At 57.8% G+C, this 12,719-nt stretch carries 12 protein-coding genes; 4 read left to right on the top strand and 8 right to left on the bottom strand.

Features of this window, described 5'->3' with window-relative positions; genetic code table 11:
* Window positions 1-72: 72 nt before the first annotated feature.
* Both J2X71_RS08940 and J2X71_RS08935 read left to right on the top strand, forming a co-directional pair.
* Window positions 73-900 (top strand): DeoR/GlpR family DNA-binding transcription regulator, encoded by an 828-nt coding sequence (locus J2X71_RS08940; protein WP_310381396.1) that lies wholly within the window; start codon window positions 73-75, stop codon window positions 898-900.
* Window positions 901-958: 58 nt separating this feature from the next.
* Window positions 959-2,035 (top strand): LacI family DNA-binding transcriptional regulator, encoded by a 1,077-nt coding sequence (locus J2X71_RS08935; protein WP_310381394.1) that lies wholly within the window; start codon window positions 959-961, stop codon window positions 2,033-2,035.
* Window positions 2,036-2,357: 322 nt separating this feature from the next.
* Here J2X71_RS08935 and J2X71_RS08930 read toward each other — a convergent pair whose 3' ends face one another.
* From J2X71_RS08930 to J2X71_RS08900, 7 genes are all read right to left on the bottom strand, one after another.
* Window positions 2,358-2,801, bottom strand: coding sequence for a nuclear transport factor 2 family protein (locus tag J2X71_RS08930; protein ID WP_310381392.1), 444 nt, complete (start codon window positions 2,799-2,801; stop codon window positions 2,358-2,360).
* A gap of 84 nt (window positions 2,802-2,885) precedes the next feature.
* Window positions 2,886-3,731: a carbohydrate ABC transporter permease gene (locus J2X71_RS08925; protein ID WP_310381389.1), complete on the bottom strand. Its 846-nt coding sequence runs from the start codon at window positions 3,729-3,731 to the stop codon at window positions 2,886-2,888.
* A gap of 6 nt (window positions 3,732-3,737) precedes the next feature.
* Window positions 3,738-4,676 (bottom strand): sugar ABC transporter permease, encoded by a 939-nt coding sequence (locus J2X71_RS08920; RefSeq protein ID WP_310381387.1) that lies wholly within the window; start codon window positions 4,674-4,676, stop codon window positions 3,738-3,740.
* Between the two features lie 97 nt (window positions 4,677-4,773).
* Window positions 4,774-6,027, bottom strand: a complete 1,254-nt coding sequence (locus tag J2X71_RS08915) for a sugar ABC transporter substrate-binding protein (RefSeq protein ID WP_310381384.1) — start codon at window positions 6,025-6,027, stop codon at window positions 4,774-4,776.
* 542 nt (window positions 6,028-6,569) lie between these two features.
* Window positions 6,570-7,715, bottom strand: coding sequence for a sn-glycerol-3-phosphate ABC transporter ATP-binding protein UgpC (locus J2X71_RS08910; RefSeq protein WP_310381381.1), 1,146 nt, complete (start codon window positions 7,713-7,715; stop codon window positions 6,570-6,572).
* A 131-nt stretch (window positions 7,716-7,846) separates the two neighbouring features.
* Window positions 7,847-8,785 carry a PfkB family carbohydrate kinase gene (locus J2X71_RS08905; protein WP_310381378.1) on the bottom strand — a complete coding sequence of 313 codons (939 nt, stop codon included), beginning with the start codon at window positions 8,783-8,785 and terminating at the stop codon, window positions 7,847-7,849.
* A gap of 3 nt (window positions 8,786-8,788) precedes the next feature.
* Window positions 8,789-9,589, bottom strand: coding sequence for a class I fructose-bisphosphate aldolase (locus J2X71_RS08900; protein WP_310381376.1), 801 nt, complete (start codon window positions 9,587-9,589; stop codon window positions 8,789-8,791).
* 232 nt (window positions 9,590-9,821) lie between these two features.
* On the opposite strand from J2X71_RS08900, the gene J2X71_RS08895 reads away from it, so the two are divergent.
* The gene (locus J2X71_RS08895) at window positions 9,822-10,583 is read left to right on the top strand and encodes a DeoR/GlpR family DNA-binding transcription regulator (RefSeq protein WP_037097941.1); all 762 of its coding nucleotides are present in this window, start codon (window positions 9,822-9,824) and stop codon (window positions 10,581-10,583) included.
* Between the two features lie 156 nt (window positions 10,584-10,739).
* Window positions 10,740-11,774 (top strand): LacI family DNA-binding transcriptional regulator, encoded by a 1,035-nt coding sequence (locus J2X71_RS08890; protein ID WP_310381373.1) that lies wholly within the window; start codon window positions 10,740-10,742, stop codon window positions 11,772-11,774.
* Here J2X71_RS08890 and J2X71_RS08885 read toward each other — a convergent pair.
* Window positions 11,762-12,715, bottom strand: coding sequence for an alpha/beta hydrolase (locus J2X71_RS08885; protein WP_310381370.1), 954 nt, complete (start codon window positions 12,713-12,715; stop codon window positions 11,762-11,764). The two genes, J2X71_RS08890 and J2X71_RS08885, sit on opposite strands and share 13 nt — an antisense overlap.
* Window positions 12,716-12,719 lie beyond the last annotated feature (4 nt).

Raw genomic sequence — 12,719 nt, 5'->3', positions numbered from 1 at the left:
TCGCCCCTGCTTTCAGTTTCCCTGCTGTTTCTGTAAGGTCGCGCTCCATTGAGAAAGAAAGAGGGTCTGCTCTTGGCTGAGACGGAAACACCGCAATCGGAAGACTTTTTGCCCGCCGAGCGGCGCGAGAAAATCATGGAATGGTTTTCGTCAAACCAGGTCGCCTCGAGCCAGGATCTCGCCAAGCGCCTTAACACCTCGATCTCGACGATCCGCCGCGATCTCGATTTCCTCGCATCTCAGGGCGTGGTGAGAAGGACCCACGGGGGAGCTGTCCGTGTTCGCCGCAACACGACCTTCGAGCAGCTCGTCGATGAAGCCCGCCAGACGGCGGTCGAAGAAAAGCGCGCCATCGCGGTGGCGGCCGCAAAGCTCCTCCAGCCAGAGCAGAGCATCTTCATCGATTCGCGCTCAACCCTGCATCAATTCGCCTATGTCATCGCTGAACTGACAACGCCGCTGACGGTCGTAACGAACGACGTGCATGTCGCAGATGTCCTGGTGAACAAAGACCATATCAGGCTCGTGGTGCCTGGCGGGATCTGTCGTCCGGGGGCCTATTCCCTGCTTGGGGAAACGGCGATCAATTTCGTTCGCGAGCTGCGTTGCGATCATCTGTTCCTGTCTTCTCAGGCAGTCGACACGGAGTGCGCAAGCGACACGTCACTCGAACTGGTTCAGCTGCAACGCGCCATGATCGACGCGTCGGTTGAAACGACACTTTTGATCGATAGTAGCCGCTTCGGTAGCAGGGCGATTTATCGCACTACGCCCATCGAAAGGATCAACCGCATCATTACGGACGAGGGTCTCAATCCCGAGGAGCGGGCAAAATATGCTTCCGTCGTCGCGGACCTCGTCATCGCGCCCTACGTCGACGAGGTTGAGGAGCCTGAATGAGGTTGCAAGATGACCAGGGAGGCGTTCATTCCCTTTCAAACGGTAGCGCTGACCGCCCGTGACCCTACCAAAAACCAAAGGACAGGCGGCAAGAGCCAAGGCGAGCATCACGATCGTTGATATCGCCCGGCTCGCAGGCGTCAATCCATCCACTGTCAGTCGGGCCCTCTCGGGATCGCCCGCCGTGACCCCGCAAACGCGTGCGCGAATTGCAGAGATCGCCAGGGAAAGCGGTTACGTTGCGAACCATAATGCTCGCATGCTCCGATCCCGAAAAGCCAACCAGATCCTCGTCATTGTTCCAAACATTGCCGCTTTCTCCCATCCGGAGGTCATACTGGGGATCGAGGAGGCGCTCGAAGAACACAATATCGGCGTCATCGTCGGGAGCACGAAAGGAAGCGAAGAAAGGGAAGTTGCACTCGCCCGGCAGCTGATTACCGGGGCCGCCGATGGCCTCATCCTTCTCAACGGCCGCCTGCCATCCGAGCTGGGAGAGCTTCCGCAATACACTCGCAGGATCGTCGCGATCTCCAGACCCGTCGCAAATCCGGCGATTGCCTTCATCGGAATCGACAATGAAAAGGCGGCAATTGAGGCAACGCAGTATCTGCTTTCTCTCGGCCGCAACCGCATCCTACACATGGGGGGACCGGAGCAGAGCCCGATTTTCGCCGCCCGTGCGCAGGGCTATCGAAACGCGATGCGACAAGCCGGTCTCCATGAACACGGCGAGGTGCAACATCTCTGCTCGTTCGATATTTCCGCCGGGCGAGAGGCCATGCGGAGCATCCTTAGCAGACGACATCTGCCAGATGCCATCTTATGCGCCAGCGACGAACTTGCCTTCGGCGCAATCCAGGTGGCCAAGGAACACCGGATAGAGGTACCGGAACAAATCGCCTTCATCGGTTTCGACAATCATCCGGTCGGCGAAGCCTTCAGTCCGGCATTGACCACGATTTCCGTGCCGCGCAGGCGGCTTGGATTTTTGGGAGCGCAGACTCTCCTGCGCCTGATTGAAGAGGACCGCGAAATTTCCGAGCCCCAGCTATTGCCCTACGAACTGTTCGTAAGAGCAAGCTGTGGCAACGGAACCAGTTCGAGTCCTGATCCGCGCCAATCAGCACGGTGATCAGGATAACGGCGCTATCCGCAACGGGACGCCGTTGCGCCACGATCGCGTGTTCCGGCTCCGGGCCGAACTCGCAAATAGTCGCCACCCTCGCAACTGACGGCCGTCCATCATTCCCCTTGTATGTTCAATTTGGACTGAGTGCTGGATGATTGGTGTGCGCTCCGGCGGGACCATCCGCCGGAGAGCGGACAGTCGGGGCCAGCGATGCCGGCGAGAAGGCGTCATCGCAGCTGTAAGCAATCCGGCCGCCTCCATCTCGTCCGGTCGCCTTCGCGCCGATCGGATGAAACTGGTGGAAAGGCACCCTGAAGCCGGTGTTTTAAGGTTTCAGATCGAGCAGCGCGAGGCCGCTTCCATCCATGGCGAAGGGCACGGAGGCATGCTGATGCGCCACCATCCAGCGGCCACCTTGCTTCACGAGGCCAAGGGTTTGGCGGTACCAAAGATCGACTTCGGTGCCGTCGGTCTTCGTTCCCGTCATATGCAACAAGCCACTCCAGAAAGCCACGTCTCCGCCAACCGTCAGCTTAGCATCGCGTATGTCGCTGCCGATTGGCCCTTCCCAGGTGTCGAACCAGGCCTGCAGGCCTGCCTCGTCATTGCCGTGATAAACGAGTGGTGGTGCTAGCGAAAACTCAACAGAATCGTCGGTTTCGTAGAACAATGCGCCTTTGGCGTCTTTTTCCCCGAGCGCGGTGGCACGCATCATCAGCATGGCGACAATCGTCTCTTCTTCGATATTCGCGTTGGTTTCTTTGCTCATCGGCCGCTCTCCTGTCCCGTTGTCAGGCAGAGGACGAACGGAGGAACGACAATCCGACATTGACGAAGCGAGATTCTCGCCTACTCAGCTCTTCACCGACCCGGCTGCCATGCCCGCTAGGAAGTAGCGTTGAGCAATCAGATACAGAACCAAAAGCGGGAGCGATCCCAGCACGCTCATCGCCATCATCTCGTTCCATTCGAAGGCATGTTGCCCCATAAGCAATTCGATACCGATCGGAACAGTCCGCATGTCCATCGACTTCGTCAAAGTCAGGGCGAAGAGGAATTCGTTCCATGCCAGCAGAAAGGTATAGACCGCCGTCGCGACAATGCCGGGTACAGACAGCGGGATGATCACACGCCATAGCGCCGTCCAGCTCGACCCGCCGTCGACAAGCACTGCCTCGTCGAGTTCCTTTGGCAGGGTATTGAGATAGCCCGTCATGAGAAGGATCGCATAAGGCAGGGTAAAGACCATGTAGGTCAAAATCAGCGCAAAATAGGTGTTGAAAATACCGAAGGCGACGACCATGCCGAAATAGGGGATCAAAAGCGTGATCGGCGGCACGGTCTGCGTGCTGATGATGAACACGTTCAGCGTTTTCTTGAGCCGGAATGAATACCGGCTGAAAGCATAGGCCGTCAGGATGGCGATCAGCACCGTCAGAACCGTTACCACTCCAGCGACGAGATAGCTGTTGATAAAGAAGCGAACCTTCGTTGGGTCGTTGAAGATCGAAAGATAGGCGACACTGGTGAATTGGTCGGGCAGCAGCCGCGGCGGCAGGGCAAAGATCTCGGTATTTGATTTCAAGGACGTGAAGAACATCCACAGGATCGGAAAACCCGCGAAGACTAGCCCGACCGCCAGCCCGAGATATGTCAGGAGTGTTGGCACTATGGTGCGACTGAGAGAGCGTTTTGCCATTGCCGGTCACCTGGCCTTCTGATGTTTGATGTAGAAATATGTGGCGCCCATCGAGATGATCAGAATGAAGATTGCGCTCGCCGACGCGCGCGAAAATTCATAACTCGAAAAAGCGAGTTTGTAGGTGTAGGTGCTGAGCACCTCGGTCGCGTAGATCGGACCGCCTCCCGTCGTCATCCACACGAGGGGAAAGACCTGCATCGTCCAGATGAAATCAAGCAAGGCGATGCTGATGATGATCGGCATCAATTGCGGGATCGTGATGTAGCGGAATTTCTGGAACTCATTGGCCCCGTCAATGCCGGCAGCCTCGTAGAGATCCTTGGGGATGCCCTGAAGGCCAGCGAGAAGGCTGACCATATAGAGCGGGTATCCCGCCCAGATATTCGCAAAGGTCAGCGCATGCAGCGCGGTTCTCGTTGAAGAAAACCACTCGACCTTGAAGTCAATGATATGGAGCGTCATCAGAATGCTGTTGACGACGCCATTGGGGTCCAGGAGCAGCCGCCAGATGATCGCTATGATCACCGCCGTGAAGAGCCAGGGCAAAATGTAGAGAACCCGCAGAATGCTTCTGATCAACGGATCGACACGCTGGCTGTTGAGCAAAAGGGCGAAGGCCAGACCGATCAGAAGATGGAAGATGACGCTCATTATCGTGAAGTAGAGTGTCTGTCCGACCGACTGCCAGAAAACCGGATCTTTGAAGATCGTCACATAGTTCTGCAAACCGACGAAGGACGCGTCCTTCTTCGTGATCGCACCGTCCATCAGCGAATAGCGCAGGACAGTGAGCATGGGAAACAGCATCAGCAGGCAGAAAAGAAACGTCGCGGGTGCGACGTATAGATAGGGTAAAAGCCTCTTTCGCGTCTTGTAGGAAAGAATGCCGGGCCTTCGAACTTTAACACGCGTCCGGATCGATGTTTCTGTGGCGAGGCTCATGAGAGGTAATTTCTCCCTGGTCGTAACGCATTGCTTCGTCGCGGTGTAGCGGCAGCGTGATCGAAGTCTATCACGCTGCCGCTACCGTCTTGGGAGACTACTTGGCGAATTCGGCCAACCATTGCTTCTGCGTATTGGCGGCTGCCTCCTTTGCGCCTTGCTGACCGTCGAACATCTTTTGAACTTCGACGTTCATCTGGCGCATGAGATCTTCAGCCACCGGCAGTCCGACGAATTCGTTGGCGAGCTTCCCGCTCTGGAAGATTTTGAAGGCTTCTTCAAACAGCGGGTCTGACTTGGAGAAATCGGGTTTGGCGTGGATATTGCCCGGGAAGGCATTGGCGATCGACACGAGGCGGCTGTTCACCTCCGGGCTCATCAAATATTCGACGAGCTTCCAGGCTTCCGCCTTGTGCTCGCTTTTGTCGCTGATGCCGATACCCCAGGAAGCATAGGGCAGCCCGCGCTTGCCGGTGTAGCCGTCGACGGCTGGAAGGGCGGAGATGCCGAACTTCAGATTGGGATTTCGCTGGCGAATGAGATTGATGTGCGCCAACGAGTCGATCATCATGCCGACACGCCCGTTGACGAACTCTTCGACCTTGTCCTGTTCCTTCTTGGCAAAAATACCGGGCGAGATGACGCCGGCGTCCTGCAGCGACTTGATGTATTCAAGCGTGCCGACGACGGAGGCGTTTTCCAGATCGGGCTTGCCATCCTTCAGCATGGATGCTCCGGATGCCCAGACCCAGGACATCACGTCATTCTGGATGCCGCCAGGATTTTGCAGCGAAAGCGGTAGCACCCAACCGTATTGATTCTTGTCCGCATTGGTCATCTTCTTCGCGGCAGCGGCGAATTCGCTACGGTTTGTCGGCATCTTTTCGACGCCGGCCGCCTTTGCCAGATCGAGGTTGACAAAGACCGGGTAGACGAACGAGGCAAGCGGGAACATGACGCTTTGCCCGTTGACCTTGATAATATCGGCGATCTGGCTCTGATCATATTTGGCATCAGCCATCAGGCTGTCCATCGAGGCGATCGCGCCCTGCTTTGCCAGGCCGTTGACCCATGCGCCGTCGAGGCCGACGACATCGCTGAGTGTCCCGGACGCTGCGCCCACAACGATCTGATCATGGGTGGCGGAATAAGGACCGCTGACGAGCGTCACCTTGATGCCGGGGTTTTTGGCTTCAAAGTCGTCCATGATGCTGCGCAGAGCGCCGGCGGGCATTTCTGGTTCCCACCATTGGATGAACTCGAGATTGGTCTGAGCAAAGGCGCAGGTGGCGCATAGTGCCCAAGCGGCCACAGCCGACTGAGCCGCCATGATATATCTTCTGACGTTCATGTTTCCCTCCCTAGGAATGATATTTTTGCTCGATCCTCCCGATCGAGACCAAAGTAGGTTCCTTTAGGCATCTGGCTGTCAATGAAGAACTGCGATCGGAAAAAGTAAGAAGGCTCCAGGAGCGATAAAAATGACATTAAGCTGTTGATTTTTATGTGCTTTGTCTTCGGATTTCGAGACGTTTTTTTCTTTCTGTCATATTGCTCGTGTCGCATTTTTTCTTTACTTTCGTAAACAAATGAAAGCCGCGTCGCCCAAAGGAAAACAAATGAAAGGCTTGGCGATCTGGGAAAAGCAGGGTTCGGCAGGGTCGTTTGCGGCCCGCATCACAGTTTAAAGTAGCTCTCAGGTGCCAATGGGCGCCAAAAGAACCTGACCTGTGGCTGCAAAGTTGGAGGGTTACGAGACGGGCGTGGGATCCTGCGCTCTCGATACGGAACGCGCAAAGCCGGCCGGCGAAGATCGGCGAAGACTTGTCAACGATGAAGCAAGCAGGCGCTCTTGCGAGCGCCCTCCAACCAGGTCCGCCACCGCGGATCCTGCTAGATTGCCAGATGCGTCTGGGGATCGAAGAAGTGCAGTTTGGCCACATCGATCGCCAGGTTGGTCATTACGCCGGGCTGGACTGTGCTGGCGGCTTCGAACTTCGCCACGGCGTTTGCCGCACCGCTCAAGTCCTCGACGGCATCGGGGTCACCGGAGTCGATCCGCACTGCTTCGATCTTGAGATGAACGATCAGCTCCGAGCCCAGTTCCTCGATCGATTTTACAAGCGCCGGGATCGTCGCGTAGCGTGATCCCGATTCAAGACCGCTGTCGTAAAGGTCTTCCGGGCGAATGCCGAAGATGATCGTCTTGCCTTCGAACGCCGTCAGACCGGGAGACTGCTCGAATGCGGCCGTCGCGACCGGTATGGAAAAGGTCGACAGATCGATCCTGCCGTTCTGCAAGCGGCCCTCGAACAGATTCATGGACGGCGAGCCGATGAAACCCGCAACGAAGGCATTGACCGGCCGGCTATACAATGTCTTTGGCGTGTCGACCTGCTGAAGGACGCCGCCCTTCAGGACGGCAACCCGGTCGCCCATGGTCAAGGCTTCGGTCTGGTCGTGCGTCACATAGATCGTCGTCACGCCAAGCTGTCTTTGCAGGCTGACGATTTCGGCGCGCATTTGTACGCGCAGCTTGGCATCAAGGTTTGACAGGGGCTCGTCCATGAGAAAAGCTGCCGGTTCCCGCACCATGGCGCGTCCCATGGCGACCCGCTGGCGTTGGCCGCCGGAGAGCGCGGCCGGTTTGCTGTCGAGCAGCGTATGCAACTGAAGGGTCTTTGCTATTTCGTGGACCCGCTTCGTGCGCTCTTCCTTGCTCTTGCCCGCAAGTTTCATCGAGAAGGCAATATTTTCGAACACTGTCATATGCGGATAGAGCGCATAATTCTGAAAGACCATCGCTATATCCCGGTCCTTCGGCGCGAGATCCTCGACATTCTCTCCACCGATGCTCAGGGTCCCGCTGCTGATCTCCTCCAGCCCGGCGATCATGCGCAATGCCGTCGATTTTCCGCATCCCGAAGGGCCGACGAGGATGAGGAACTCGCCATCATTTATCGTCAGGCTAAGATCCTTGATCGCGTGGAATTTGGTTCCAAAGGTCTTGCAAATCTTGTCCAGTACAACAACAGCCACGGCACTTCCTCCTTAGTATCATCGCCATCCAATCCTGAAGACAGCCCCTCCCGGCGCTGTTTCAGATCGAACCGAAACCGTCATCTGCGCAGTGCTAATCCGATCGTCCAGGGCACCAGTGTGATGAACTCTCAGTCTGGCGGCGCAATCGGTCTGGGCGCGGACGCATCTTCCCTCGCCAGCCACGCGAGACAGGCGCTTTGATCCGGCAGAGCCATGCGGCCACCCGGGCCTGTCACCGAGATCGCGGCTGCGGCAGTTGCATAAACGGCGCAGTCGACAGGCTGCTTTCCCTGTGTCAGCGCAAAAGCATAAGCGCCGTGAAAGCAATCTCCGGCGCCCGTCGTGTCGACCGCTTTGACCTCGTAGGCCGGAACATGCCACAAAACGGCGTCTCCCGTCTGCCTGATATAGGATCCTCGCTCACCGTCAGTCAGAACGACTGCGGTGCGGTCGTCAGACCAAAGCTTGTGCAGGATCAACGTCGGATCGGTTTCGCAGGAATAAGTCTGCGCAAATTTCAATGGCAATACGAGATGGTTGGACAGGCTCATCAATCGTTCGGTCGCAGGCCCGATCGTCCATTCAATGTCTGCCACCACCGCCAGACCCAGCTTGCGGGCGCGCGCAACGATCGTATCGGCGTGGGTGGCATAGCCGTCGATCAACAGCACCTGGGCTTGTGCAAGAGTGCTGTCGGCCAATGCCTCGGAGGTTCCGTGCGGCACATCATCGTCATAGGCGATAAACCTGTCGCCTTCAGGTCCGACCGTGATCACCGACCGTATTGGCCTGGCATCGGGGCGGCGCGGCGCAAAGGATATATCGACCCCATGCCGTTCAAGCTCGCGGGCGCTGATATCGCTAAGAGGCCGATCACTCAGCCAACCGATGAAACCAGCCCGTCCCCCCAGCTTTGCGACCGCAACAAGGGCCGTCGCGACATTGCCGCCGTGGTCCTGGGCGCGACTCGTCACCTTTCCCTTGCCGGCACTCAGCGGTCGATCGACATAGATGATATCGTCGATCGCCAGAGCCCCGAAGCCCAGAACCTGAAGGTTGTGTGTCACCCGTCAACCGCCCGCGGCAGCGAGCGCCTCTTGCGGCGCCATACCGCTGTGAATGACTAGCTTGAAGGCGCGCGCCGCCATCGTCGTATCGCCGTGTCCCCAAAGGTTTCGCCCCACCACGGCGCCCTTCGCTCCCGCCCGCAAGGCGTCGGCGGTCTGGGTCAGAGCCCCGAGCAGATTTTCCGTTTTCGGACCGCCCGCGATAACGATGGGAACCGGGCAAGTGGCCACGGTTTCTTGGAATGAACCGAAGTCCCCGGTGTATCCGACCTTGATCACGTCAACGCCTGTCTCAAACCCGATCCGCACGGCATAGGCGATTTCATCGGGAGTGAATACGATCTTGCCGCCGTTTGAATAGTCGCGGGGATAGACATGAGCAACGACCGGCATTTCAAAGCGAGCAGCGGCGTTGACAGTATCGGTAAGCCAGCGAATATATTCGCCTTCCGTATTGCCGCGCACCGGAATGGCAACGGCCAGAGCATCGGCACCGTAGCGCACCGCGTCCTCGGGGGTCGCGATCAACTGACGGATTCGATCGTCTGGCGTAAAGCAGCCGGCTTGAATGACCAGCGCCGCCTTGCCGGCATAGGCAGGCCACAAATGGCGCGCAGCCCCAGGCTGAATGCTGATATAGTCCGGCTCTCCGGCCATCACCCGCTTCAGTGCGCCCGGCAGATCCGCCAGGCCGCCCTCACGGACGTTGCCATAGCCAACGAAGTGGTCGACCGCACCACCGAACAAATGCCCCGACGGATGTGAAAACAGCCGTGACAGGCGAATTTTGGTTCCAAGGCCCATATCGATGCTGTCCCTTTACAAGTTTGATTTCGCGCTGAGACCCTAACTCGAAAATAAACGAATGTTCAATATTTCGATTTCTTTCGTTTTGATTTAAGATGACGGGAATGCTGGCTAGACACGTGCCGACATCGTCTTTTCTCGTGTTTTTTTGACCACAGTGGTTGCCGTGCATTTTCGATTTTCGAAAGCTCGGTGCCGTCACTTATTCGAAAGGAATTCGAGGTCACACATGCTTGCGGAACAACGGCGACATCAGATCATGCTGGAACTTCAGCGGACCGGCCAAGCGCGCACCACGCAGCTGGCGGAAAACTTCGGCGTCTCCGAGGTGACCATCAGATCCGATCTCGAAATTCTGGATGCCAAGAAGCAACTCATCAAAACGCATGGCGGCGCGATCGCATTGCCGGCCAGCTCGCCCGCGGCAGCCTTCGAAGAACGGATGAACCGCAATTTCGATGCCAAACGACGCATCGCGCAGATGGCGGCACGCCAGATCATCGACAACCAGTCCATTGTGTTCGACAGCGGCTCGACCCTGCTGCAGGTCGCCATGCAAATGCCCCCGGTCAATAACGTCGTGGTGGCCACAACCGCCATGAATATCGCGCAGCATCTGATGTATCGGCCGGGCCTGGACGTGCATATGATTGGCGGCCGGGTTTTTCCCAGCACCGTCAGCACGATCGTCTCGGATTCCGACAAGGCCGTGGGCGGTCTTGTCGCCCACCAGGCGTTCCTCAGCGCTCATGCCATCGATCACGCATTCGATGTCGTCGATGTCTCGGAAGACATTGCACGCACCAAACGCAATCTGGTCCGCATGGCGAGGCGCGTGATCCTCGTGGCGGATTCCAGCAAGTGGGATATTGGCGCCTCGTCCAAGGCATTTTCGCTTTCCCGGGTCGATCTGATCATCACAGACACCGGCATGCCGCACGGGATTCGCAGTCGGCTGGACAAGTTGGGAGTCGAAGTGCGCTATGTGTAGAGGCGGCTGCGCTGCCAATTTTGCTTTATGTAACAAAAAATTTTGCGCATGCGACATTGTCGGGCTACAAACGCAGTTCGAAAGCCTTCACACTGACCGCCTTTGCGATATCGGCTGACGCAGACGAGCCCTGGCGCAGTGCAACCAGAATTGCCAATGGACAAGATGACGATCAAAACCATGGACGATTTCGCCCGGTCCTGTGGCGTTTCTCGTCCAACGCTTTCTAGGTATTTCGATAACCCAAGCAGCGTAAAGCCGGGGACGCGCAAACGCATCGAGGAGGCGCTATCGGCATCGGACTACCGTCCTAATCTCTATGCGCGCAATCTCAATCGCAAGAGAACACGGAACATCGGCATTGTCGTGCCTGTCATCACAGATCCATTCTATGCCGAAATGGTCAACCGTCTGGAATTGCTCGTCCGTGGTGAAGGTTACTGGCCAATCGTCATTTCGTCCCATGGCTTGCCAGATCTTGAAGCCGAGGCTGTGAACACGCTTCTGTCCTTGAAGGCTGCCGGCGCGATCATCGCGCCTCTCGGTCTCTCTTCCGAGCCTGGCATCTTCGAAAAACTCCGGGAGAGCATTCCCATTGTCTATTTCGATACGTTCATCGAAGGCGACACGCCCTTCATTGGCAACAACAACGCCCAAAGCGTCGCGACAATTGTCGACTATCTCTGCCGATCGGGCGAGCCGCCAACATATTTCGACATTCCGCATGTCAATCACAATTCCGGGGAGCGGCTGGCAAGCTATATCGCCACGATGGAGTCGCTCGGTTTCGAACCGGTCGTGTTTGGCGCCACCGAGAGCTACGGCTGGGATTTCGAACGTATGGGATATGAGCAGACCGACGCAATGATCGCGGCTGGAACGCTCCCGGGCAGGACGATTCTCTGCGCGAACGATCGCCTCGCCTTCGGCGCGATGGCAGCTGCCCACTCGCGCGGCCTTCGCGTCGGCCGCAGAAGCGATAGCGATCTTCGCATCGCCGCCCATGACGACCACCCTCTCAGCCGCTATACCTGCCCGCCGTTGACGACGATGGCGCAAGACTTCACCGCCATGGCGCGCAGCAGCGTCGACACATTGCTTTCGATGCTGGACGAAGACAATGACACCACGCAGGTCGTTGCACGAAAAATCATCCTCGACGGTACATTGGTGATGCGTCAGTCGGCGTGATCGACGAGGCTGCGCCATCCGGCAACCGCCTCTTCCACCGCCCGCCGCGCCGCCGCAATGTGCCGCCCCATGGAAACGAAGCCATGGATCTGGTCCTGCCAACGCCGCAGGGCTACAGGGACACCCGCCTCGGCAAGCCGGCGGGCATAGGCCTCGCCTTCGTCTGCGAGGATATCATGGCCCGCAATCGCGACGAAGGCCGGTGGCGCACCCGCCACATTTCCGACGCGCAGGGGAGAAACGCGCCAATCAGCGATATCAGCCGCATCGCGGATATAATGATCGCGGAACCAGCGCATCGTCGAGGCAGTCAAACCGTATCCTTGTGAAAACCTGACATAGCTATCGGTCGTCTGTCCGGCATCGGTGTTGGGATAGAGCAGAAGTTGCGCCGAGATTTTCTGGGCAACGCCATCCCGCGCGAGAAGTGACAGGACAGCGGCCAGATTGCCGCCGGCACTATCGCCGGCAACCGCGATCCGATCTGGATCTATACCGAGCGCGCTTGCCTGCTCCACCATATAGGCAAGCGCCGATATGCAGTCCTCCAGGCCCGCCGGGAACTTGTGCTCGGGCGCCAGCCGATAGTCCGGGCAAAATACGATGCAGGCTCCGATATTCGCAAACCACCGGCAGATCTCGTCATGGGAGTCGAGCGTGCCGACGACCCAGCCGCCACCGTGAAGGTAGAGAAGCGCCGGTGCATCCGCGTCTGGAGCGCCCGCGCCCCGATAGATCCTGAGCGGGATCGGGCCACCCGTCCCGGCAATTATTCTGTCCTCGATGGCCGCGACCGGCTCGCGATCGCCCTGCAATGTCGGGCAACCCCCGTCATAGGCAGCGCGCGCCTCGTTGACTGTCCCGCGCTCAAAGGGTGGCTGGTTTATGGCGCGACCGAGCGCCAGGACATGCACGGCGCCGGGATCCAATCGATCTTTCATCGCT

The sequence above is a fragment of the Rhizobium sp. 1399 genome, from assembly GCF_031455475.1.
GTDB lineage: Bacteria > Pseudomonadota > Alphaproteobacteria > Rhizobiales > Rhizobiaceae > Rhizobium.
Note: the sequence above shows the minus strand (reverse complement) of the source record. Positions and strands in the feature narration are given on the sequence as shown.